21 protein-coding genes and 1 pseudogene are annotated in these 23,102 nt (G+C 41.1%); 11 read left to right on the forward strand and 11 right to left on the reverse strand.

Annotated features, from left to right (window positions below; genetic code table 11):
• The first annotated feature begins 272 nt into the window (after positions 1-272).
• The 4 genes from PS1M3_RS17885 to PS1M3_RS17900 all read left to right on the forward strand — a co-directional run bounded on the left by PS1M3_RS17885 (position 273) and on the right by PS1M3_RS17900 (position 2,665).
• Positions 273-1,112, forward strand: a complete 840-nt coding sequence (locus PS1M3_RS17885) for a DUF417 family protein (RefSeq protein ID WP_203987919.1) — start codon at positions 273-275, stop codon at positions 1,110-1,112.
• Between the two features lie 15 nt (positions 1,113-1,127).
• Positions 1,128-1,379, forward strand: a complete 252-nt coding sequence (locus PS1M3_RS17890; protein ID WP_033025257.1) for a Rho-binding antiterminator — start codon at positions 1,128-1,130, stop codon at positions 1,377-1,379.
• Positions 1,380-1,698: 319 nt separating this feature from the next.
• Positions 1,699-2,085: a hypothetical protein gene (locus PS1M3_RS17895; protein ID WP_239104520.1), complete on the forward strand. Its 387-nt coding sequence runs from the start codon at positions 1,699-1,701 to the stop codon at positions 2,083-2,085.
• Positions 2,086-2,218: 133 nt separating this feature from the next.
• The gene (locus PS1M3_RS17900) at positions 2,219-2,665 is read left to right on the forward strand and encodes a hypothetical protein (protein ID WP_203987924.1); all 447 of its coding nucleotides are present in this window, start codon (positions 2,219-2,221) and stop codon (positions 2,663-2,665) included.
• Positions 2,666-2,884: 219 nt separating this feature from the next.
• Here PS1M3_RS17900 and PS1M3_RS17905 read toward each other — a convergent pair whose 3' ends face one another.
• The 10 genes from PS1M3_RS17905 to PS1M3_RS17950 form a co-directional block, all read right to left on the reverse strand.
• The gene (locus PS1M3_RS17905) at positions 2,885-4,171 is read right to left on the reverse strand and encodes an allantoate amidohydrolase (RefSeq protein WP_203987926.1); all 1,287 of its coding nucleotides are present in this window, start codon (positions 4,169-4,171) and stop codon (positions 2,885-2,887) included.
• A 15-nt stretch (positions 4,172-4,186) separates the two neighbouring features.
• Positions 4,187-5,416: an alanine--glyoxylate aminotransferase family protein gene (locus PS1M3_RS17910; RefSeq protein ID WP_203987929.1), complete on the reverse strand. Its 1,230-nt coding sequence runs from the start codon at positions 5,414-5,416 to the stop codon at positions 4,187-4,189.
• A 3-nt stretch (positions 5,417-5,419) separates the two neighbouring features.
• Positions 5,420-6,244, reverse strand: a complete 825-nt coding sequence (locus PS1M3_RS17915) for a sulfite exporter TauE/SafE family protein (protein WP_138739545.1) — start codon at positions 6,242-6,244, stop codon at positions 5,420-5,422.
• A gap of 11 nt (positions 6,245-6,255) precedes the next feature.
• The gene (locus tag PS1M3_RS17920) at positions 6,256-7,821 is read right to left on the reverse strand and encodes a gamma-glutamyltransferase family protein (protein ID WP_203987931.1); all 1,566 of its coding nucleotides are present in this window, start codon (positions 7,819-7,821) and stop codon (positions 6,256-6,258) included.
• On the reverse strand, positions 7,818-9,026 hold the full coding sequence (locus PS1M3_RS17925) for an amidase family protein (RefSeq protein WP_203987933.1): 1,209 nt from the start codon (positions 9,024-9,026) through the stop codon (positions 7,818-7,820). The genes PS1M3_RS17920 and PS1M3_RS17925 overlap by 4 nt, the downstream gene beginning before the upstream one ends.
• 340 nt (positions 9,027-9,366) lie before the next feature.
• Positions 9,367-9,849, reverse strand: coding sequence for a putative 4-hydroxy-4-methyl-2-oxoglutarate aldolase (locus tag PS1M3_RS17930; RefSeq protein WP_203987936.1), 483 nt, complete (start codon positions 9,847-9,849; stop codon positions 9,367-9,369).
• A 3-nt stretch (positions 9,850-9,852) separates the two neighbouring features.
• Positions 9,853-10,506 carry a TetR/AcrR family transcriptional regulator gene (locus tag PS1M3_RS17935; protein WP_006792620.1) on the reverse strand — a complete coding sequence of 218 codons (654 nt, stop codon included), beginning with the start codon at positions 10,504-10,506 and terminating at the stop codon, positions 9,853-9,855.
• Between the two features lie 171 nt (positions 10,507-10,677).
• A complete protein-coding gene (locus tag PS1M3_RS17940; protein WP_203987940.1) occupies positions 10,678-11,547 on the reverse strand; it encodes an alpha/beta fold hydrolase in 870 nt (289 codons plus the stop codon).
• Positions 11,548-11,666: 119 nt separating this feature from the next.
• Positions 11,667-12,128, reverse strand: a complete 462-nt coding sequence (locus PS1M3_RS17945; protein ID WP_371816618.1) for an ankyrin repeat domain-containing protein — start codon at positions 12,126-12,128, stop codon at positions 11,667-11,669.
• Positions 12,129-12,224: 96 nt separating this feature from the next.
• Positions 12,225-13,757 (reverse strand): catalase, encoded by a 1,533-nt coding sequence (locus tag PS1M3_RS17950; protein ID WP_203987946.1) that lies wholly within the window; start codon positions 13,755-13,757, stop codon positions 12,225-12,227.
• Positions 13,758-14,121: 364 nt separating this feature from the next.
• Between PS1M3_RS17950 and PS1M3_RS17955 the strand changes: the two genes are divergently transcribed.
• The 5 genes and pseudogenes from PS1M3_RS17955 (at position 14,122) to PS1M3_RS17975 (ending at position 20,894) form a co-directional block, all read left to right on the forward strand.
• Positions 14,122-14,790 (forward strand): HAD family phosphatase, encoded by a 669-nt coding sequence (locus PS1M3_RS17955; RefSeq protein WP_008128555.1) that lies wholly within the window; start codon positions 14,122-14,124, stop codon positions 14,788-14,790.
• A 134-nt stretch (positions 14,791-14,924) separates the two neighbouring features.
• A pseudogene (locus tag PS1M3_RS17960) lies at positions 14,925-16,645 on the forward strand (cytosine permease).
• A gap of 40 nt (positions 16,646-16,685) precedes the next feature.
• Positions 16,686-18,206, forward strand: coding sequence for a mannitol dehydrogenase family protein (locus PS1M3_RS17965; RefSeq protein WP_138739549.1), 1,521 nt, complete (start codon positions 16,686-16,688; stop codon positions 18,204-18,206).
• A 2-nt stretch (positions 18,207-18,208) separates the two neighbouring features.
• Positions 18,209-19,126: a carbohydrate kinase gene (locus PS1M3_RS17970; protein WP_203987948.1), complete on the forward strand. Its 918-nt coding sequence runs from the start codon at positions 18,209-18,211 to the stop codon at positions 19,124-19,126.
• Between the two features lie 301 nt (positions 19,127-19,427).
• Entirely contained in the window at positions 19,428-20,894 is a 1,467-nt protein-coding gene (locus PS1M3_RS17975) for a carbon starvation protein A (protein WP_010556845.1), read from the forward strand.
• A 66-nt stretch (positions 20,895-20,960) separates the two neighbouring features.
• Here PS1M3_RS17975 and PS1M3_RS17980 read toward each other — a convergent pair whose 3' ends face one another.
• Entirely contained in the window at positions 20,961-21,488 is a 528-nt protein-coding gene (locus tag PS1M3_RS17980) for a TetR/AcrR family transcriptional regulator (protein ID WP_203987950.1), read from the reverse strand.
• 204 nt (positions 21,489-21,692) lie between these two features.
• Between PS1M3_RS17980 and PS1M3_RS17985 the strand changes: the two genes are divergently transcribed.
• Complete coding sequence (locus PS1M3_RS17985; protein WP_008128566.1) at positions 21,693-22,316, forward strand: glutathione S-transferase family protein; 624 nt, start codon at positions 21,693-21,695, stop codon at positions 22,314-22,316.
• A 77-nt stretch (positions 22,317-22,393) separates the two neighbouring features.
• Complete coding sequence (locus PS1M3_RS17990) at positions 22,394-23,086, forward strand: cupin domain-containing protein (RefSeq protein ID WP_203987952.1); 693 nt, start codon at positions 22,394-22,396, stop codon at positions 23,084-23,086.
• The last annotated feature ends 16 nt before the right edge of the window (positions 23,087-23,102 follow it).

A 23,102-nucleotide genomic window follows, 5' to 3' on the forward strand; every position in this document is an offset into this window, starting at 1 on the left:
TTTATATTTTATATCAGATGTTTATTTTGTTTTTATTCTTTTTTATATGAGGTGATTAAATTTTTTTGTTAGCTTTTGGGTGAAATTTAAATAGCTTTTATGTATAAACCTGACCAAAAGGATATGTTTATTTTTGTGAGCTTTTTGCTTTTGAAAAGTGCGTTTACATAACTTTTTAAGTTACAGATGTGTGAATATTTAATTGGCTAGGTTGAATGCTTTTTATAAATAACAAGGTCTTTATTAGGCATGACAAATTTAATGAGCACACAATGAACCTAACACACACAAATAACGCACTCACCTTCATACTTACACTCAGCTTTGCATTACTTGGTGTATCGCTTGCTTTAGGTGCAAACCCAAACACACTTACAGCGACCTTTAGCTTTTATGAACTTGATATCTTACTCAGTGTAAATACGTTAGGTTTGCTCACAGGCACCGCTATGATTGCATTAGCACTCGCCACTCTAGCCGCACATTTAAAATTACTAAAGCCTATGCCAGTAGCTGTTTTAGCGTTAATTGTTTGCATTGTGCCTTTACTTACTTTATTGGCCAGTAACCGTTGGATGGCGCAGTTAGGAGGCTTTCCAATTATTGGCAGTGGGCAAGGCATTATTAAATACTTTGCTGTTATTCCTTTGTATTTATTTTTGTTTTATAAAAATAAGCTCACCGACAAACAACATGTTTTTTTAAACTTTATACCGGTTGCGATGGTTTTACTGTGGATTGGCGGCATGAAATTTTATGAGTTTGAAGCTAAAGCCATTGTGGGGTTAGTAGAAACCTCACCGTTTATGTCGTGGTTATACACGGTATTTAGCGTACAAGGCGCATCAAACATAATTGGCGGGTTTGATGTATTATTTGCAGTGTTACTCGGTGCGGGCATTTTAATTAACAATAAAAAGCTCATTATAGTGAGTGGTTTAGCATGTTTAAGTGTTTTTTTAATGACCCAAACATTTTTAATTACCGCCACCGGCGCATTAAGTTCAGGCGCGTTATTAGATCGATTAGGCCAATTTGTAATTAAAGATTTATGGTATGTAGGCAACTTAATTGTTATTGCCACTTTAATACTATTTAAACCAGCTAAATAATGTAAAGAGAACCTTATGATCAGTTGCAACCATTACGATTACATCGAAATTGCTTGTATGCACAGGCTGAATATTGAGCTTGTATTAAAAAATGGTGATAGTGTATGTGGTGTAGCAGCTGATATAAAACGCAATGCACTCAAACAAGAGTGCATTGCCATAAATGCAAGTGGCGAGCTAAAGCTCATAGAACTTACCGGCATTAGTGTAATTAAAGCGCTCACTCACAACCCGTATTTTGATAATATAAACTTTGAGGTTAATTAAATACTCCACTATAGCTTTATTAATAATGCTGCAAAGGCAGCGCTGTAAAGCCCTATTAAAAACAAACAATGTATATAATCCGCAACTTTTACTCTAATTCGCAACCCAACCCAATAACCTTATCAATACGGCTTTTGTACCTTATGAAAAGTCACTTTTATAACCCCTAATTGCCTGTTTACATTGTAGTTATTAGGTGGGATTATTAAGCTATATTATGTGTGCCGTTTACGGCAAGCGTCATATCCTTTATTTGGAGTAGTTGTTGTTAAAGTGTAGTAAGTGCAAAACAAAAAATAGTTTTAAAACTGATTTTTGGATGTCAAAAATCGATATGGTGGGATTTCTTTTTCTTAGCCTTTGTTTATCTATTCCAATAGGTTTCTTGGCTTTTTTAGCTGAAGAGTCACAAGGTTTTGCTTATTTTATAGCTTTTTTTACATTTGTTATTGCGGTAATTGGCAAGCACTATAAGGTTGTGGCACTTTTATTTGTTGAGTTGTGTATAGATTCAGCACTCTACGAAAATGGCGCTTATGAATTTAGTTTTATGGTGGCAACAGCGTTTGTTCTGACGTTTATAAAAATTGGAAGTAAAGTGTATGGCTTCTTTTTTCAGTGCGTTAACTATAAGTTCGAATTAGATATCACCTGTAGTAAGTGTAAGAAAGTTTATAAGCAATTAAAATTACCGCAGCAGGCATAGTCAGCATATATCAAGCGCATTAAAAATGGCGTTAAATGCTCTTTTGAGACTCATTCTCTGCTAATTATAGCCAAGCATTCCCCGCATTATATGCGAGCGTTAGCAATCATCAATCTTAGTAAGGAGCCAACATTTGAAAAAAGTTATACTCGCTGTTGCAGTTTTAATATCGAGCATTTCACATGCATCGGAAAATGCGAAAAGTTTTTTTGATGAATATACGAAGTTAGGTAGTAATTTTGACGTGAAAGTTGCTTCTTTATATGCAAACGATGCCAAAATTCATTCCTATCGCGTTTACCCGCATGGTAAGGAGCGTCAAATGGAAATTACGGGTGAACAGTGGAAGGTGCTTGTCCAACGTGTAATGCCATTGGCAAAAATGAAAAATGACAAAAGCACATTCAAAAACATAGCAATAAAGCCTGAAGGGAATGGCTATAAGATCAAGGCACACCGATATTCTGAAAAGAAATGTTATACCGATAAAGGCTATTATATGCTTCTAAAAAGAACGGAGAAGGGGCAGCTAGAAATTGTGGAAGAATACATGGAAACACAGCCGCAATCTGATTGCTAACCTACCACCTAGTTACATTATTAAATAATTGACGTAAATACGCCGTTTAAACATCAGTAATATTACAATTGAATATAAAAAGCAGGTATTTACTATTACTGCTTTAGCTGTAGCTGTAGCTGTAACTCATTTTGGAGATATGCGAGTAAAACCTCACAAGGTTAATTGTTAAATAGAGCAATACTTACATTTTAACCCCTGTATTACTTATTAGTTTCACTATTCTTTTAACGTTTGTGTATAAAGTACAAGCGCGCTGTACATTACGCTGAGTGCTTTTGTTACATCTTCATCAATAACAGCTTCTGCTGGGTGATGGCTTATGCCGCCAGGGCTGCGTATAAATAGCATGCCAACGGGGCAAATTGGAGCGATTGCCATTGCATCGTGCCCTGCACCAGAGGCAAGTGAAGGCGATGCTTGGTTGTTGAGTTTACATGCGCTTGAAAACAAATGTTGAATAGTGGTGTCGCACGCTACGGCAGCGGCTGCATGCGTCCATTGCCAATCAAGCGTTAAATTGCGTTTGCTTGCTATAGACTGAGCGCTACTTTGTATAGCGCTTAGTAAGTTAGCGAGATCGGCGTCGCTCTGTGCACGTGCATCTAGGCTTATGGTTGTTTTACCTGCAATTACATTTGTTGCACCGGGGCGCGATTGTATTTGTCCTACGGTGGCAACTTCGCCATTTTTAGCATTGTTTGCTAGTTTTTCAATTTCGGTTACTAATTCAGCGCAGCCTGCTAGTGAATCCTGCCTCAAGTTCATTGGGGTTGTACCCGCGTGGCCGCTTTGACCTGTTAAAGTGATCATAGCGCGTTTGGCGCCAGCAATAGCGGTTACTACGCCTAGCGCCTGATTTACCGATTCAAGCACAGGGCCTTGCTCTATGTGGGTTTCCCAATAACCGAGTAATTCGTTTTTGTTAAGCGCAGCTTTTGCGTAATCATTTGGGTTTAGGCCAAAATCCAGCATGGCTTGGCGCATAGTAATGCCGTTTGTATCTTGTATATTTAACCACTGCGGATCAAACTCGTTTGCTAGTGCTTTTGAGCCAATTAATGTGGTGGCAAAGCGGGTGCCTTCTTCATCACAAAAACCAACAACATCTAAATGAAACGGTAGATCTAGCTCTAATTCATGTGCAAGGGCGGCTATTTCAATACCAAGTAATACCCCTAAAATACCATCAAATGCGCCGGCATTTGGTACGGTGTCAAGGTGCGACCCTATAATTAAACGTTTAGCGTGTGGGTTTGATGATGCTAAGCGCCCCCATAAATTGCCTACTTCGTCTTGCCACGATTGCATGCCTGCCTCAGCCATCCACGTGGCAGTAACGCTATTACACTCTTTGTGCTCTTTAGATAAATACACACGGTGAATGCCGCCTTGCATTTGCGATAGGCTACTAAGTGTTTTACAACGCATTAAGGCGCGTGCAGCAAATTTATTAGCCAGCTCGCTGTTTAATAATGGCTCATGGAGTGGGCTTGCAATCGTCATGCTAAATCCTTTTTATTATTTGTAATGGGAAAGGGCGGCAATAGCGGCTTCGCCTTTAGGGCCTTTGTAACCGTTGGCATGCAGGCAGGCATCTAGGCTTGCTAATGTTTGTAATACGGCATCTTTACGGGCGTTGTAGCCCATAGTGCCAATACGCCAAATTTTGCCATGCAGCGGCCCAAACGAGGTGCCAATTTCAATACCAAAGTCGGTTAGCATTTGAGCGCGTACGTGGTCAGCATTAATGCCCTCGGGTATATAAACACCCACTACGTTGTTCATTTTATGGTTTAAGTCGCCAAATACGTTTAACCCCAGCGCTTGAATGCCTGTTAGCATGGCATCGCCGTGTAATTTGTGGCGTGCTACGCAGTTATCTACGCCTTCTTCAATGACTATGCGAGCACATTCTGATGCGCAGTACAGCATGCTGGTGGCTTCGGTATGATGGTTAAGGCGCTCTTCGCCCCAGTAATTCATGATCATGCCTAAATCAAAGTAGTTAGAGCGTACAAATGGCTCGGTGCCGTCGGTATGCTCCGCGGTGCGGATCCCCGCTTCTACTTTTTTACGCTTTTGGATCCAATTAGCGCATTTATCGCTTAGTGTTAATGGCGCAGAACCAGACGGGCCACCTAAACATTTTTGCAAACCAACCGACAGCGCGTCGAGTTTCCACTCATCGGCGGGTAAATCGTTACCCACAATTGAGGCGGTCGCATCACAGTAAAATAATACATCGTGCTTTTGGCAAATATCACCAATGTATTCAAGCGGCTGGTTCATGGTTGTAGAGGTATCGCCTTGCACCATGGCAAGTACATGGGGTTTTACATCAACAATGGCTTTTTCTATTTGTTCGGGGGTAAATACTTCGCCCCAGGGTACGTCTATGGTGTGTACCTTTGCGCCTACGCGCTCGGCTATTTCAGCAAGCAAGTGGCCAAAGCGGCCCATAATGGGCACCAGTACTTTATCGCCAGGGCGTAAAATAGAGCACAATACGGCTTCTATTCCTGCGCGCGATGTACCGTCAACTAACATGGTCCATTCGTTTTTGGTTTTAAATATTTCGCGATAACGCGCCATGGTTTCATTCATAAAACCGGTCATTACTGGGTCGTATTGGCCAATTAGCTGCGCCGACATAGCACGCAGGACGCGTGGATCTGCGTTAATTGGCCCAGGCCCCATGAGTAAACGCTGCGGCGGGTTTAAAGTTTGAATTTGCGTTTTGCTAAACATGTTTTAGGCTCCGATTGTCTGAATAAGCATGCGAATGCCCGTTATCATTAATACAACGGCAAAGGCGCGTTTTAATTGTTTTTGATCCAGCTTACTACCAATTTTTACGCCAATAGGCGCAAACAAAATAGTGAGTGGAATAATAAGTAAAAAGGCAGGGAGGTTAACTAACCCCCACGTACCTAGGGGAGCATCGGTTGGCGTGGTGCCAATACTTAATAAGGTAATTACGCCCGGTAGCGCAATCAATAAGCCAAATACAGCTGCTGTGCCAACGGCAACATGGGCACGTACGTTAAATGCGTTAAGCATGGGCACACCAATTGTGCCGCCGCCAATGCCTATCATTACCGATAAGCCACCAACAATACTTGCCATTACGCCTTGGCCAAATTTACCCGGTAATTTACTTACAAGGGCTGGTGCGCCGGCTCTAAACAACATGTTAAGGCTGACTAAAATAGCAATACAAGCAAACATAAGTACCAGTGCATTACCGCGTATTGAGTGCGCTAAGTAGCTGCCTACAATGGCCATTACTAAAATAAACGGCGCCCAGTATTTAATTAAAGCAAGGTCAATGTTGCCCTTTGCATGGTGCGAGCGAATAGACGAAATAGACGTAGGCACTATGGTGGCAAGCGATGTCGCGGTGGCTATCATCATGGCCGACTCAGGGCTTACGCCAAAACCTTGCAGTAAAAAATACAGCACAGGTACGATAACAATACCGCCGCCTACACCAAAAAGTCCTGCTAAAATTCCGGCAAAAATACCGGTTGCTATTAAGGCCGCAATAATTGGCCATTGATTCATTATTTCTGTCATGTGTGTTCCTACTACGTTGATGAAACAGTTGCACGGCCATCAGAGCGAGGATCCGTTGCAGCTTCAAGGGTTGTAGGTGTATCTAAAATAGCACCCGCGTGACCCATCATTTCGTTGTTGTCTTCGACACTTACCCAGTCGTGGCCACGTTTATTTAATTCATTGTCTATTTGGGCAGCGAGGCTGTGTTCTATTTTTAAATTTGTGCTGGTGTCGCCCCATGTGCGGCCCAGTAACCAGCGCGGATCGCTTACCGCTTGGTTAATTGATTTATTTCGCCACGCGTATCCGGCAAATACAGCTGCTTGAGTTTGTGGTTGGCCTTCACCACCCATAGTGCCGTAGGCAAGGCGTCTGCCATCGTCAAACTTAGCCATAGCTGGGTTAAGGGTATGCGCTGGGCGTTTATTTGGCGCTAGTGCATTGGTATCTTTAGTGTTTAAGCTAAAGCTTAAACCGCGGTTATTCCATACAAACCCGCCTTCGCTCATGAGTATGCCGCTACCAAATTCCCAGTAAATACTTTGAATAAAGCTCACTAGTTGGCCGTTTTTATCGCGTGCTGCCATCCAAACTGTATCGCCGGGCTGAGCATCAAACGGCCATTTTTTGGCGGTATTCATATCAATATTGTTGGCAAGCTCGGTTAAACGCTCATCAGTTAATGCGTTTTTATAATCATCCCCAAGCGCTTTAGGGTCGGCCCAAAGCGTTGGGCGGTGCGTAAAGCTTTGCTTGGTAGCTTCTACAATTAAGTGGGTCCAATCGGCCTCGGTGTTAGCTTTGTGTTTTAGCTTATTAACGATACCGATTATTTGTAGCGAATGTACGCCTTGAGTAGGTGCAGGTAAGTTATAACAATTAATACCCGACAAATTAGCATTTAGCGGGCTTACTACATCGGCTTGCGTGTTGGCAATATCATTTGGGGTAATAATGCTGCCAGCTTTGGCTAAGTCGGCTGCAAACGAGTCGGCAAGTTCGCCTTCATAAAAAGCATTTAAGCCATGTTTAGCTAAATGCTCAAAGGTATCGGCAAGTTTTGGGTTTTTAAAATGTTGGCCTGCTTTTAACGGTTTGCCATTTGGGATGTATAGTGCTTTAAAGGCATCGTTTGTACTGGTAACCGTCGCGAGTTTTTCACAGCCTGCTTGCAAACTTTTGGTAACAGTAAACCCTTCGCGGGCAAGTTTGATAGCTGGGGCTAAAATAGTACTTAGCGAAAGGGCTGCGTGCTCATCTAATTCAAGGGCTTTTTGCCAGCCACGAAGTGTAGCCGCTTGAGTCAATGCGCTTAAACCGCCACGATCTGGTATTTGTTGCTCATTGCTGTAGGCGCTGATGTCGTTTGGTGCACGTCCGCATGCATCAATTGCGGTGGGTGTGCTTTGGTTTGGGTTGTCAATAAGCCAAAAACTGTCGCCACCAATTGAGTTCATATGTGGGTAAACCACGCTAATAGCAGCGGCTGCTGCAACCATAGCCTCGGTGGCTGTGCCGCCTTGTTTTAGTATTGAGGTGCCTGCCTCGGTCGCTGAGAAGTGCGGGGCCGTAAAGGCAATGTTGTGTGCGTTCATGTGAGAGTTTCCTGTTTAAAATATGCAGCTAGTTGTGTTGCGCAGGCAAGTAAGCTTTTATCGTTATTGTGGCTCATCATGAGTGAAAACCCATATGGATGGCCATTTGCTAGATTAGCCAATGGTAAGTGAACTTGCGCCGAGCGGCTCAAGCCCGCAATAGCCGATAAGGTGATTATTTGCATGCGTAAGGCGCTTGTGTCGGCGCCCAATTTAGGTGCGGTTGTTGGGGTTGTTGGCAAAAATAAGCAGCTAGTTGAATTTAGGTTTTTAGCAATTAATGTTTGCCATTGGGTTTGAACGTTAAGTGCTTCTTTTTCTTCTTGGGCGGTTAGTGCCAATGCCATTTTAAAACGGGCCGCAATTGCCGGAGCAAACTGGGGAGGGTGCTCCGGCAACTGAAGCCAATCTTTGTGCACTTTAGCAATAGCACGTCCTTGCAATATTCTAAAACTATCAGCGAGTTCGCTTAATAAGCTGATGTTAGGTAGTTCAAAATTTTTGTGGTGTTTAAAATAAGGTTTGGTTTTTTTAAGCAATTGTTTAAGTGGTGCTTGTAAAGCTGGGCTGACTAGCTCAAATAAGGGCTCACAAATAACCAAGGTATTTACACTATTAATAGCTTGGTTTGGTAACAGTACATTGCCTACTTTTTCTAATAGTTCTGCGCTTTGGGTAAGCCAACCAATAGTATCAAAAGGCGGTGCTAGCGGGATTAGGCCGTCTTTTTCAATTACGTTATGGCTTGGCCTAATACCAAATAAACCGCAATAACTTGCGGGTATTCTAATAGAGCCTCCGGTATCGGTGCCCAACCCGATGTCAGCTAAATTGCCGGCTACTGCGGCGGCTGATCCCATACTAGAACCACCGCATGCATGCCCTTTTATTTTGGGGTTTTGTGCTGCGCCATAGTGAGTATTATTACCTTCTAAGCTATAGGCAAGCTCGTCGGTATGGGTAAAACCTTTAAAAATACAGCCTGCATCCATTAATTTGTTAACACTACTTGCTGTTCGCTGGGCTGGTGGATGTGTTTTAAACCAGCAGGGATTACCTGCACTGTTTGTTTGCTTTTTAACGGCAAATACATCTTTTACGGCTAGGCGCTTATTGCTTAGTATGCCCGTTTGACTTGATTGCCAATTACTGGGTCCATGGTCACAAAATATACCTGTGTTTTTATTTTTTAATTGCGTGTTCATTTTGTAACCCATCTACATAAAACTGACCAAATGGTTATTTACTAATTTTAAATTGAGTAAAAGAGAATAGTGTTGTTATTTTTTTCAGCTCTCTACGTAACATCTTATTTTTATTAACTGAGCACTAATTGTACTTTGCATCGGTGGTTGTGGTTTTAGCGAACTTAGTATAAGCAAAACAAATGCCAAAAATAAATTCTTGTCCGATTGGTCAGGTTTTTGGGCGTTGCAGAGAGGGATTTATAATTTTGAAGTTTTAAAGCGGGTGTTTTTAAGCGCAAAACAAACCAACTTGGTGCATTGTTGCACCAAACTGGTTGTTATTATTTACACTAATTTATTAAATAAGGGGGGCTTTACTAATTATTAGGCCATTAACGTCGCCATACAGCCAATCGTTTGGTGCTATTGCGGTACCCAGCATATTAATAACTTGGTCTTGATCGCCAAAACCGCGCTTAAGTGTGCTACGAGGGGTTGAACCAATTGCCATTACAGGTAAATCCATTGTTGCAAGTATTTCTATATCGCGGCAACAACCATTTATTACAACACCTTCCCAGCCATTTTGTAGCGCGCGTTCGGCCATAATGTCGCCAATAAAAGCAAAACGTTTGCTAGCAAACCCATCAATTACTAACACTTTCCCTTTACCATCTTGATGGAGAACATCGGCGGCAAGCGAGTTGTCTTCTGGGCAGGTTACCGTTACTGCTTGGCCACTAAAGGTGGTTTTTTTACCAAAGTGGCGCAAGCCACTATCTGCTACTTGAACCGAGTTGCGGTGATCGTCGAATAGGTCAGGGGTTGTAAAGTTTTCCATGTGTTAGGCCTCGTTTGGGGCGGGTATTTTTAAGCCAATACCTTTTAAAATTATGTGGGCAATTGATTGTGTTATTTGTGCCACGTCGGTTTCGTCATATTCTAATTTATTCATAACTAGCAGTACTTCTGCTTGAAAGTCTGCGTAGTATTGTGTTGTTGACCAAATAGTAAATAAAAGGTGATGGGGATCCACTTGGTCTATTTTTTTTGCGTCCATCCAGGATTGAAACACATCAATTTTTTGTTTAACCCAAGGCCGTGTATTTGTTCTAAAGTAGTTTTGTAAATAGGGGGCGCCACGCAAAATTTCATTGGCAAATAAACGAGATTGAAGAGGTTGGTTTACGGCAAGTATTACTTTACTTTTTATGTAGTTATAAAGCACTGCTGCGGGGTCGTCTTCAGCGGTGACGTTATCAAGGCCTAAGTTCCAATTTGCTATTATTCTGTCTATTACCGCTTCGTAAAGGCCATCTTTGCTTTTAAAGTAATACAGTATGTTAGCTTTTGGAACGTTAGCCTCTTTTGCAACCATGCTCATGCTTGCGCCGTCATACCCATTAAGAGAAAATAATTGCTCGGCGGCATTTAATATAAGCAGTTGGTTTTTTTCCCGAGTGACTTCTTTTTTATTTGGTTTTATTTGTGTAGTCATTATTGATTGTGCGTGTTTAACGTGTTGATTGATTGTAGCTTTACTGACCGAAAGGTCAATTACTAAAGTGGCTTTAAATTTAACAGCACGTAAATATGCTTAGGTATACAGAGGTTAGATGGAGTTAGCAGGTGTGTGTTTAGCGTATAGGGAGCTAAACACACCATGGTGTTAAATACTATGTTTGTTTAGCCAGTCTAGTGCTAAAGGCCATAAAGCGGCAGACCTTTTACTAAAAAACTTCATGTGGCCAATATCTTTCAGGTTATATTCACTGGGCGTTAAATGTAGCGTTTGTGCGTTAAGTTTTGGAAAAACAGAAAGCATATCAGCAACATTATCGTTATTTGCTATATCATCATCGCTGGCATTAATCCAAAGCGAAGGCATGACTAGTTCATTATAAAAATGTTGAAATACTGTATTGCCAAATGCTGATTTAACATACCCTTGTGCGTTACACCATTTTTGCCACTGTTTAGCTACGCCTATAGGTAAAGGCTCGCCCATACCAAACCATTGTGATTTAGTATGGCCAAATAGTGCATTACTCACCGGAATAACCCCATTCATAAAAAAGTGTGCTTTAACCTGATACGCCAAGCGCATATTGGTTAACTTGCCCGACGAACACGCAAAGTTAAACAGTGAGCTGAGTTGAGTGGCATTGTGCATTAAACCTACTAGCTGCCCGCCGGCACTGTGACCTATCAAATGGTAGTGGGTATTCGGAAATGTTTTTTGAAGTTGTTCTAGCACTGCGGGCATATCCTGCTCGCCCCACGATTGCAAATTCGCTTTACTATTTTTAATGCTGCCTTTAAGTGATTGGCCTATCCCGCTGTTGTCAAACGTAATAACGGCAAATCCATTTTGCTGCAAGTAAGTAGCAAAGTTTGCATAAAACTGCTGCTTAATCCCCGTTGCAGGTGCAATCATTACTGCGCCTTTTATGGTGCCTTCTGGTTTAAATACATGCGCGCTTAATGTTTGCCTGTTATTGCAGGTAATAGTGATGTGATCAAAGTGTGGTGTGGCCATTAGAGTTATTATTTTCCATATAAAGTACACAGGTGAAAAGAATAGCTGGTTAGACCAGTAGAGGCAATAATACTATTTTTCCCGTGTTCATGTCCTAATGGCAAAAAATCAAAAACAAGCTATTTTGCGTCACTATTCACCTGCGCTAGTAAGTCGAGTACTTTTTGTTGACCAAAAGTTTGTGCAAATTGCTCTGCTGTTTGGCCGGCTTTGTTTTGATGGGCGTTATCGCAATCAAGGCTGACAAGTGTTTTAGCAATGCTAAATTCGCCTCTAAATATAGCGGCCATTAGGGCCGTATTGCCACGCTTATCTTCAAGGCAGGCATTAGCGCCTAACTGTAAAAGCGTGTTAACCGTGCTTTTATTACCGTGATAAGTGGCAATCATTAGCGCGGTGTAACCTTTGTTGTTGTAACTATTAATAGGAATGCCAGCATCAACAAACTGCGTTATTACGGCGGTGTCGTCAGTACGTGCGGCAGCAAAGTAATATGCAAGTAAGCTGTCGTATTGTGCTTGTGCGGTTGTTGGCTCATTCACAGTATTTTGTTGTTCATTACCAAGGCTTATAAAGCTCATTACTAAAGTAAATATAATAAGGAATTTACGCATACGGTTTACCTTTTAAAAAAAGAGGAAGGAGAGTCGATCCTTCCTCTTGGTTGGGTAAAATTATTAAAGTTTAGCGGCTAATTGTTTAACCATTTTAATATCGCCATTTACGGCTTTAGTTAAACGTGTACCGTACTCGCTGTCGGCTTTGTAGAAGTAGCTGAGCATTTTGTGCTTTACTTTGCTGTCTTTCACTTTGCCTAAATCGCCAGCTAAGTTGTCAACTAAGTTAGTGCGCTCTTGCTTACTAAAGCCACGGTAAAGTACGCCAGCTTGTGCGAAGTTTTGCTGCTTTTTAATCGCGGCTTGTTGTACAAAACCTTTAAGTTCAGTGTTACTTCTGCGTGCAATTGGGTTTTCTGCAACGTTTTCGTGACTTGGTTGGTAGTTCACATTACTTGTTGTATTACCGTAGTTCATTGCGCCGTCTTGGTTGTAGTTAACCACATCAACTTTTGCGCGGTTAATTGGCAATTGTTGGTGGTTAGCACCTAAGCGGTACATTTGTGTATCTGAGTATGAAAACACACGCCCTTGTAATAGTCTGTCTTCAGATGGCTCAATACCCGGGATTACATTTGCCGGTGCCATTGCAACTTGTTCTGTAGATTGAAAGAAGTTAGTTGGCATACGGTTTAAGGTCATTGTACCCACTTTTGTTTCTTTAACGTCTAACCACATTTTTGTTGCATCTAATGGGTTGTAATCAAAGTCGTCTAACTGCGATGGGTCAAGTGTTTTAATGTATAGGTCCCACTTAGGGAAGTTGCCTTTACCAATTTCGGTGTACAGGTCGCGTGTTAAGTGTTGAAAATCTTTTCCTTGTACTTCGGCTACTTCTTTTGAATCTAGGTTGTCGATACCTTGTTGGCTCACCCAATGAAACTTAACATATTTAACATCGCCTGATTTATTAATCATTTTATATGCATGTACGCCCCAACCATCCATTTTACGTAAGCTAGCTGGTGTACCGTAGTCGCTGTATACCCACGTTAACATGTGAGTAGAACCTGGCTCGTACGAGAAAAACTCAAATAAGCGGTTAGGATCTTGAATGTTATCTACCGGAGATGGCTTTAACGAGTGAACCATATCTGGGAATTTAATCGCGTCACGGATAAAGAACACAGGTAAGTTGTTACCTACTAAATCCCAATTACCTTGGTCTGTGTAAAATTTTGTAGCAAAACCACGAGGATCACGCAGCGTTTCAGGGCTACCTTTTGAGTGAATTACTGATGAAAAACGAACAAATACGTCTGTTTCTTTACCTGCTTCTGCAAATGGCGCCGCAATTGTTAAATCGTCTAGTTCTTTTGAGGCTACAAACACGCCGTGTGCGCCAGTTCCTCGCGCATGCACTACACGTTCAGGGATACGCTCGCGTGCAAAACGTTGCAGCTTTTGAATTAGGTGTACGTCTTCAAGCAATACACTGCCGCGCTCACTGGCGGTCATTGAGTTTTGATTATCGCCAACAGCTGCGCCGTTGTCCTTTGTAAGAGTGGTAACCGCACTTGCAGGTAATGCCACTGCAAGGGCTAATGCGCTTAAAGTTAATTTAGTTTTTGTTGTGTTTATTTGAGTTTTCATTGTCGACCTCATTATTTAAAAGTGCCGGCAGTGTTGCTGGCTGTTTAACTGTTAACGAGTGTATGGGTTAAATTTATTTCGGTAAAATTGATTGTTTAGATTGTAATAATCACAAAAGTAGATTGGCATCTGCAGTAAATACACTTGCTGTGAATACGGCATGCGATTTTAGTCGTGACAGCTAAAATCAAAACTAATGTAAATCAACAGCTTTTGTATTGAGGTGTTGATTATTTGAACTATGTAGCGAGTTTTTAAGTTCACACCGTGTTGACATATCATAATAATAAAGAGAATATGCTCACTATATGGGTTTATGCTCAAGGTTGTGTTTGCATAAAACTAAATGCAATAAGGTAAAAAAATGAACCCTAAAATTGAATTGGTTATTTTTGACTGTGATGGCGTTGTAATTGACAGCGAAGTTTTAAGTGCGCAAGTGCTCATCGATATGCTTGTTGATAAAGCGGTGTTTATTGACCGTGCTTATGTACAAGAACATTTTTTAGGGTGCAATTTTAAAGCGGTTACTCAAAAGATAGCTGATGCTTTTAATGTTGAATTGCCAGAGCGATTTGAAGCTGATTATAGAAATGCACTTTTACATGAGTTTGAAACAGCCCTAATGCCCACAAATGGCATTAAAGAGGTATTGGCTAATTTAGCTACACCTAGCTGTATAGCAACTAGTAGTAGCCCTGCACGAACAGAAAAGGCATTAAGCGTCGTTAAATTGAGTCATTATTTTGATGAGGTGTTTACTTCAAGTGAAGTAAAAAATGGCAAACCTGCGCCGGATTTATTTTTACACGCCGCTAAAAAAATGGGGGTTAACCCAGCCCATTGCTTGGTAATAGAAGACTCTATAGCGGGCGTGAGTGCGGCGCTTGCCGCAAACATGCAAGTACTTCATTACAGCGGTGGAGGGCATATGCAAGGAGCTGTTAATTTTGTTCACAAGGCATACCCCGAGGTTGCTCATTTAACAGCTTGGAAAGCGTTTTATGAAATGTATCCAACCCTAAAAATATAAAAACAGCGTTGATTTAGTCCCACACTGACATGAATGACGTTGTTTAAGAATTTTCGAGGTTGTGTGCTTAGCCGCACACACAACTAAATGCACGTTTTTGTGATTATTATCGTGTTAAAACAATAGGAAGTACCATGGCAACGAGTCCACACACACACACATTTAAAGATGTGAACGAAGAGCAACTTCCCGTTGCTAATAATAAGCTTCATGGTTGGAAGCATTTTGCCGGATTATACGCGGGTGAGCATGTTGCAGCCACTGAGTTTGTTATTGGTGCAACATTTGTTGCACTGGGTGCATCAACCATCGACATTTTACTAGGTCTATTAATTGGTAATTTATTAGCAATGTGTTCTTGGTGGCTAATTACAGCGCCAATTGCAGTAGAGACGCGTTTAAGTTTATATAATTATTTGAACAAAATTGCTGGTAACTCAATGACTAAGCTCTATAACTAGGCTAACGTCATTATTTTTAGTGTTATATCGGCGGCGATGATTACGGTATCGTCCACTGCGGTTCGATTTTTATTTGATATTCCCGCACAGTTAGATTGGTACCCAAATAGTTTAGCGTTTGTGGGTATTGTTTTAGCCGTTGGCTCTATTGTTGTATTTGTGGCTATGTATGGTTTTTCTACTGTAGCTGACTTTTCTAAAATTTGTGCACCTTGGCTATTTGTTATTTTTATAGCGGGCTCGTTTGCACTTTTCCCTGAACTTTCAAATCATGTAATTGGGTCAACCACTTTAACCAGCTTTAGTGACTTTATGACCATTGGCGACTCATCCATATGGACAGGTACGAATGCAGAAGGGGAGCAGGGAATTGGCCACTAGAGGTAATTGGTTTTGCGTGGGCTGCTAACTCTATTACTCACTTTGGTTTAATTGATATGGCGATTTTTAGATTCGCCAAGCGCAAAAGCTATGGTTTGTTCTCGGGCGTAGGCATGTTTTTTGGTCATTACTTAGCGTGGTTCTCTGCCGGTATTATGGGTGCAGGTGTTGCGGTATTACTTAAAACAACTATTTCATCACTCGATCCGGGCGATGTGGCTTACCACGCATTAGGTTGGACTGGGTTTGTTATTGTAATTATTGCCGGTTGGACTACTGCTAACGCAAACCTTTATCGTGCGGGGCTTGCGGCGCAATCTATTTTTGTAAACCACTCTCGTGAGCGCACAACCGCTATTGTAGGGATTGTGACCGTAGTTATTGCATGTTTCCCGTTCGTATTTTCTCAAATGCTACCTTTACTTACTTACGCTGGCTTATTGGTTGTGCCTGTTGGGGCGATTGTATTTGCCGAGCATGTATTATTTCCTAAAATTGGCTTAACGCGCTACTGGGCTAAATACAAAAACAGAACTCGAAGTGTGCCGGCCATTGCGTCTTGGGCGTTAGCGTTAGTGTTTGGCTTTGGTTTAAATGCGCTAGATGTTATGTCGTTTTATTACTTATTTATACCTACCTGGTTTTTTACCATTGTTGTTTACACGCTGTTAGCGAAAAAGTATGGCGCTGGTGAAGACTACAAACAACATATAGCTGCCGAGGAACAAGAGCAACGTGATATTAAAGCGTATCAAGCAGCGCAGGCGAAAGACATTCCAAAACCTGTAGTTGATGGTTCCATGTTTACTAAAGTGCTTAATGCGGTTTCGACTATTTCACTTGTCATTATTTGTATATTTGCAAGCCAAGTCATGTTTTTTAGCGACACAATGAGCATATATAGCGCAAACAAATTGCAGTTTGAGATAGCGTGTTTCATCTGTACGGTTATCTATTTTGTTACCGCTTATTGGTCATTAAAACGCCATAAAGCGCTCAATGCTGCATTGTAATTTACACGTTTTTTAATTTTTGTTTTAGTAAGGCCGCACCATGACACAACATCACACTAATGCCCTTGTTAAAGGGCTAAACCAACAAAGCTTGGCATATATGCCAAGCCATGTAGACACCCCTAGCTACGACCGCAGAAAAGTAAAAGCAGGTATAGTTCACATTGGCGTTGGCGGTTTTCACCGTGCTCACCAAGCCATGTATATTAATGAGTTATTAAAAACGCCAGGTTCTGAGCAATGGGGTATTTGTGGTGTAGGCTTGCTTGAAGCAAATCGTGTACTTCGCGATGTATTAAAGCAGCAAGACTACCTTTACACATTAACGGTAAGACACCCAAATGGGACAATAGACAATACCGTTATAGGTTCTATGATTGATTTTTTGTTTGCGCCTGAAAACAAACAAGCTGTTATTAATAAGCTCGCACACCCTGATACTAAAATTGTGTCTTTAACTATTACTGAAGGCGGATACAACTTTAACCCAGTAACGGGTGAGTTTGATTATGCAAACCCAGACATAATTAATGACATTAATAATCCAAACGATCCTATTACTGCATTTGGATATATAGCAGCTGCGTTGAAGCTACGTAAAGAACAAGGCCTTAATGCGTTTACAGTACAGTCTTGCGATAACATTCAACATAATGGCAATGTAACGCGCAAAATGTTACTCGCTTTTGCCGCAGAGCAAGATGCAGCATTAAGTGAATGGATTGCTGCTAATGTAATGTTTCCCAATGCTATGGTAGACCGAATTACGCCAGTATCTAAACAAAGTGATATTGAATACGTTGTTGATGCTTACGGTGTTAGCGATGAATGGCCAATAACGTGTGAATCGTTTACACAATGGGTAATTGAAGATTCATTTTGTGACGGGCGGCCAAATTGGGATAACGCTGGTGCTCAATTTGTAAAAGATGTAACCCCTTTTGAAACCATGAAAATTCGCTTATTAAATGCAGGCCACTCAGTACTGGGTTTACTGGGATCTGTACATGGCTATGGCACAATTGACGAAACAGTATCAGATCCCTTATTTGCAAAGTACTTACGTGCGTTTATGGATAAAGAAGTAACGCCTAACCTAGAGCAATTAGAAGGCATTGATCTTGAAATCTACAAAGACACACTTATTGAGCGTTTTGCAAACCCTAATATTAAAGACAGCTTATCGCGTATTTGTTCGGAGAGTGCAGCTAAACTACCTAAGTTTTTAATTGCCACTATTAACGAAAACCTAGCGCAAGGGCGAGATGTATCACTAGCTACACTCGTTATTGCTGCATGGTGTTTTTATAGCGACAAAGGGGAAGATGAGCAAGGCAATACGCTTGAAGTCATTGATGCAATGCAAAGCGAGCTTCATGAAGCTGCTGCTAAAACGACGACTGATAACCTTGCATTTTTATCGCTAACAAGCTTATTTGGCGATTTAAACACGCAAAGCGCCTTTACGTCTCACTACAAAAACAATGTAGACGCGTTATACGCACCAGCAAGCAAAATAAAAGCAATTATGAAAAACGTGCTTGAGCCTAAAGGTAACTAATAATGAGCATTTTAATTGATTCTAAACAAGGTAAAGACGTAAGCGTAAGTTGTTTTGGCGAAGTGCTATGGGATTGTTTTGCAACAGGTAAACGCTTAGGTGGTGCACCATTAAACATGTGTGTGCGCATTAACTCATTAGGTATTAAAGCCGACATGATAAGCGCAGTAGGTAACGATGAATTAGGTACTGAGCTTCTTGGCGAAATTAAAGCAAAAGGCGTTAGTTGCGATTATATTGCCGTTAATAACGACAAAAAGACCAGCACCGTACAAGTTACTTTAGACAAAAACGGTTCAGCCAGCTACGAAATAGTCGCTGATACGGCATGGGACAACATTACTCTTACTGATTCACTTATTGAAAAAGTAAAAGCCAGTGATGTATTTGTATTTGGCAGCCTAATTGGCCGCAGTGAAGCTTCACTTGCTACGCTAAACCAGCTAGTTGATGTAGCTAACTTTAAAGTGTTTGACGTAAATTTACGCGCCCCGCATTACACATTAGACACGCTAGTAGATTTAATGAATAAAGCAGATTTTATCAAGTTAAACGATGAAGAGCTTTACGAAATTGCCAAAGCAATGGGGTGTAAGTTCCATTCGCTTGAGCAAAACCTAGCATTTATTGCAGAGCAAACTAACACTGAATATTTATGTGTAACCAAAGGCAGTCACGGCGCACTGTTAACTGTTAAGGGCCAAAATTATTATAATTCAGGCTATTTAATTAGTGTTGTAGACACAGTGGGCGCTGGGGATTCATTCTTAGGTTCATTGATATATCAGTTATGTAGCAGCGATTGTGCTCAGTATGCGGTTGATTTTGCCTGTGCGATAGGGGCTATGGTTGCAGAAAGTGCAGGTGCTACACCTACATTGACTCATGAAAAAATTAACGAATTTATGCGTCCTCTTTAAAAAAATTGTGTGTTGAAAGCGGCTTAAGCAATATGCTTAGCCGCTTTTTTTTGCCTAAAAATAGTGTGGTAAACATACATTTTGAACGTTTAGACAGCGGTATTCGTCAGGTTTCTAAACGAGTTATCAAATTACTTCATAAAGTGAACAAATCATGAACGATTGCGACTAAGGTATTAGCTAAACGTCTAATTGTTTGTAATAAATAGCTTTGATATTGTTCCAAAGTTATTAAGTCACATTTATGCGAAGCGATACACACTGCGCTTCTAAATACCCATACAAAAGAGAAACGTGCTTTATGATTATCTTTTTTATTTGCCTCACCATATTAATTCTGGGATATAAGTTTTATAGCCCATTTGTAGAAAAACAAGCAGGCATGGATTCAACGGTTGATACACCACAAAAACGCTTTAGTGAAGGTGTTGATTACGTGGCTATTCACCCTGTTCGTGCTTTTTTAATTCAATTTTTAAATATTGCGGGTGTGGGTCCAATTTTTGGCCCTATACTGGGCGCTTTATATGGTCCGGTTGCGCTCGTATGGATTGTGTTAGGAAATGTATTAGGTGGCGCTGTTCACGACTTTTTCTCAGGTGTAATGAGTATAAAAGAAGACGGTAAAAGCTTACCTGAAATAGCTGGTCACTATTACAATGTTGTATTTAAAGGCTTTATGCTTATTTTCACCGCAATGCTGTTATTTTTTGTTGGTGTAGTATTCATAATGAGCCCAGCGGGTTTACTTAGTAACTTAAATTTATTTGAAGGTACATTTTTAGCCAATAATACTTTTTGGGTATTGGCTATTTTGGCTTATTACTTTTTAGCGACGCTGCTACCAATTGATAAGATCATTACACGTTTTTACCCTATTTTTGGTTTGTTAATGATTGTTATGACAGTCGCTGTTGCCGTGTCGTTACTTATTAACGCGCCACATTTACCGGTTGCTGGCGACTTTTTGGCGTATTTTGAAGCCGATCACGCGCATGACTTTTTAGCACCAAACCCCGACGGGTTACCAACTTGGCCCCTATTATTCATAACCATTACCTGTGGTGCTATTAGTGGTTTTCATTCAACGCAAGCACCTATTATTGCTCGTTGCTTAACAAACGAAAAATATGTACGCCCGGTGTACTACGGTGCCATGATGTGTGAAGGCATTGTTGGTTGTGTTTGGGCATTGGCTGGTATTGCGGCTTTCCCTGAAGGTTATGCTGGTTTAAAAGCAATGCTTGATCAAGGTGGTCCAGGCTTAGTTGTAAACCATATTGCAAATAGTTACTTAGGTGTATTTGGCGGTATTATGGCAATTATTGCGGTTGCTGTTTTCCCTATTACCTCAGGCGACACCGCATTTCGTTCACTGCGCTTAACGGTAGTTGATGCCTTTAATATTCCGCAAAGTATACGTAATCGTCTGTTGTTGGCTTTACCTATTCTAACTATTGCTTACTTTATGACCAAGTTGGATTTTTCATTAATTTGGCGTTACTTTGCGTTTTCAAATATGTTGCTTTCTACCAGTGTACTATGGCTTGCTACTAAGTATTTGTTTGACCGTGGCACCTTTCATTGGATTGCGAGTATACCTGCGGTTATTGCAACGGCTGTGACCTTGTCGTATATCACAACAGCTGCAATTGGTTTTAACTTATCGAGCGATTTAGGTAAACCCATAGGTGCAGGGGTCGCGGTGATTGGTCTGATCATACTTGCCATTGTGCATGCTAAGCATAAAGCGAGCCCAGCAGTTTAAATAATTTCCGTGTAAAACTAAAAAGCGAGCTAATTAAGCTCGCTTTTTATTCGTCAAATCGTCTGGTTAAATACTGTCTCGCGTTGCTAAATCAAAGTAGCTGTGATCGTCGAGTGTTTTACTGATCATCATCGCACCCTGAAGCATACTTACCGTTTGAATAGCTGCTTTTTGTGGGTTTATTTCACCGTTGACCGAATGCGCTGCGCTTAGCCAGGTTAAATTTTGAGTGAAAAAGCGCTTTACTTCTTCACGTACTTTTTCAGGTAAGCTGTCACTCTCGGCGCCAAGTAAACCGCATAAGCACATTTTTTTATCGGTCACCAATGCGCCTCTAAATAGCGACGTATAAAAGTCGATAGGGTTTTTACCTTGCGCTTTTAACTCAGCGGGCTCCCCTAATGAAAGCAAAAACGCATCCGTATATTGATGTGCAAGCTCTGCGCCCAAGTCGGCTTTAGTAGGGAAGTGATAATGTACACTGGCACTTTTTATACTTACTTCATTAGCAAGTTCTCTAAAGCTAAAATTGCTGTATCCGCCTAGGCGTACTTTATTCTCTGCCGCTTTGAGTAGGGCCTCTTTTTTGCTCATACATCTTCATCCTATTGTTGACCATAAAATTATCGACCAGTAGGTAGTTATTTTCAAGCCTTATTATTTTTATAAATAAAATATTAAGTTTCATGCGGTTAGCAACTACTCTGCTTATGTAGTTATTTTAAAGTTTGACTTAGTTTGGTATAAAGAATATAAATACCTATCAGTAGGTAGGTAAATTAAAAAAGGTCACACTCAATGAAAATTTATGATGTAGAAAACTTTCCAAACCCGCTTCGCATTCGTATTGCGCTAGCAGAAAAAAATGCGACAACTGAAGTTGAATTTATTGCGGTTGACTTGCTTAATGGTGAACACCGGACAGAGGCTTTTATAGCTAAAAACCCATTAGCTGGTGTGCCAGTATTAGAGCTTGATGACGGAACATTTATATCAGAATGCACAGCAATTACTGAATATATTGATGCTGCTTTTACAGGACCATCATTGATGGGCATTTCGGCAAAAGAGCGCGCAGTAATAAATATGATGCAAAAACGTGCTGAGTCTATGGTACTTGATGCTGTTGCAACGTATTTTCATCATGCTACTGATGGATTAGGCCCAGAGCTTGAAACATATCAAAATATTGCATGGGGCGAAAAGCAAGGTGAAAAGGCGCGTACTAACTTAAATTATTTTAACGATATACTTGCTAAATCAAGGTTTGTTGCGGGCGATAATTTTAGCATTGCCGATATAACTCTTTATGCTGGATTAGTGTTTGCTGGGTTTGCCAACATTGCGCTACCGAGTCATTTAACTCATTTGCTAGCGTGGCAAAAAGCAGTTGCAGCTCGACCAAGCGTAGCGGGCTTATAAGTAAAAGTGGGTTCAATAGGCCAATTAAACTCGGTATATTGAGTTTCATTGGCAAAACAAAAATTTAAGGGGCAAGCATGAAAATAGCAGCCGATTTTAGTCAGCGTATAGTGGTGAACAGTAATACATTACCGTGGGTAAAATCGCCTATGGCAGGCGTTGATAGGCGACCTCTTGATCGCATAGGCGATGAGGTTGCGCGTGCAACGAGTATTGTTCGTTATGCACCAGGTAGTGAGTTTTCGCCACATGTTCATACCGGCGGGGAAGAGTTTGTTGTGTTAGAAGGTGTTTTTCAGGATGAATATGGCGATTTTCCTGCTGGCTCGTACATTAGAAACCCGCCGCAATCACAACATAAGCCGGGTTCAAAAGAGGGATGTATTATTTTTGTTAAGCTTTGGCAGTTTCAGCCACAGGATAGAACACACGTTCGGTTGCAAACTCACTTTATGGGAAGCGTTGAACACTCAACACAACAAGGGGTTGCGGTAACACCTTTATACAAAGATGAGTTTGAGGAAGTTAGCTTAATTCATTTAGCGCCTAATGCGCAGTTTGTTTTAGATGCTGAGTGCGGAGCTGAGTTGTTAGTAATTGAAGGCGCCGTAACAGAAGGGCAAGATTTGCTTGAAAAAAGTAGCTGGTTGCGTACGCCTGTAAATTCTAATGTTTTAGCAAAAGCAGGCAAGCTGGGTGCGAAGTTATGGGTTAAAGAAGGGCATTTAAACGATGTAGATAACCAAATTGCGAGAGTGCAGCAAGCTTAACTAACTTAAGCTCAGC

Source organism: Pseudoalteromonas sp. PS1M3 (genome assembly GCF_016865405.1).
Taxonomy (GTDB): Bacteria; Pseudomonadota; Gammaproteobacteria; order Enterobacterales; family Alteromonadaceae; genus Pseudoalteromonas; species Pseudoalteromonas marina.

Excerpts from the sequence above, each read along its gene's own strand:
- PS1M3_RS17885 (WP_203987919.1), top strand. The coding sequence starts at position 273 with ATGAACCTAACACACACAAATAACGCACTCACCTTCATACTTACACTC.
- PS1M3_RS17890 (WP_033025257.1), top strand. The coding sequence starts at position 1,128 with ATGATCAGTTGCAACCATTACGATTACATCGAAATTGCTTGTATGCAC.
- PS1M3_RS17895 (WP_239104520.1), top strand. The coding sequence starts at position 1,699 with ATGTCAAAAATCGATATGGTGGGATTTCTTTTTCTTAGCCTTTGTTTA.
- PS1M3_RS17905 (WP_203987926.1), bottom strand. The coding sequence starts at position 4,171 with ATGACGATTGCAAGCCCACTCCATGAGCCATTATTAAACAGCGAGCTG.
- PS1M3_RS17910 (WP_203987929.1), bottom strand. The coding sequence starts at position 5,416 with ATGTTTAGCAAAACGCAAATTCAAACTTTAAACCCGCCGCAGCGTTTA.
- PS1M3_RS17915 (WP_138739545.1), bottom strand. The coding sequence starts at position 6,244 with ATGACAGAAATAATGAATCAATGGCCAATTATTGCGGCCTTAATAGCA.
- PS1M3_RS17920 (WP_203987931.1), bottom strand. The coding sequence starts at position 7,821 with ATGAACGCACACAACATTGCCTTTACGGCCCCGCACTTCTCAGCGACC.
- PS1M3_RS17925 (WP_203987933.1), bottom strand. The coding sequence starts at position 9,026 with ATGAACACGCAATTAAAAAATAAAAACACAGGTATATTTTGTGACCAT.
- PS1M3_RS17930 (WP_203987936.1), bottom strand. The coding sequence starts at position 9,849 with ATGGAAAACTTTACAACCCCTGACCTATTCGACGATCACCGCAACTCG.
- PS1M3_RS17935 (WP_006792620.1), bottom strand. The coding sequence starts at position 10,506 with ATGACTACACAAATAAAACCAAATAAAAAAGAAGTCACTCGGGAAAAA.
- PS1M3_RS17940 (WP_203987940.1), bottom strand. The coding sequence starts at position 11,547 with ATGGCCACACCACACTTTGATCACATCACTATTACCTGCAATAACAGG.
- PS1M3_RS17945 (WP_371816618.1), bottom strand. The coding sequence starts at position 12,128 with ATGAGCTTTATAAGCCTTGGTAATGAACAACAAAATACTGTGAATGAG.
- PS1M3_RS17950 (WP_203987946.1), bottom strand. The coding sequence starts at position 13,757 with ATGAAAACTCAAATAAACACAACAAAAACTAAATTAACTTTAAGCGCA.
- PS1M3_RS17955 (WP_008128555.1), top strand. The coding sequence starts at position 14,122 with ATGAACCCTAAAATTGAATTGGTTATTTTTGACTGTGATGGCGTTGTA.
- PS1M3_RS17965 (WP_138739549.1), top strand. The coding sequence starts at position 16,686 with ATGACACAACATCACACTAATGCCCTTGTTAAAGGGCTAAACCAACAA.
- PS1M3_RS17970 (WP_203987948.1), top strand. The coding sequence starts at position 18,209 with ATGAGCATTTTAATTGATTCTAAACAAGGTAAAGACGTAAGCGTAAGT.
- PS1M3_RS17975 (WP_010556845.1), top strand. The coding sequence starts at position 19,428 with ATGATTATCTTTTTTATTTGCCTCACCATATTAATTCTGGGATATAAG.
- PS1M3_RS17980 (WP_203987950.1), bottom strand. The coding sequence starts at position 21,488 with ATGAGCAAAAAAGAGGCCCTACTCAAAGCGGCAGAGAATAAAGTACGC.
- PS1M3_RS17985 (WP_008128566.1), top strand. The coding sequence starts at position 21,693 with ATGAAAATTTATGATGTAGAAAACTTTCCAAACCCGCTTCGCATTCGT.
- PS1M3_RS17990 (WP_203987952.1), top strand. The coding sequence starts at position 22,394 with ATGAAAATAGCAGCCGATTTTAGTCAGCGTATAGTGGTGAACAGTAAT.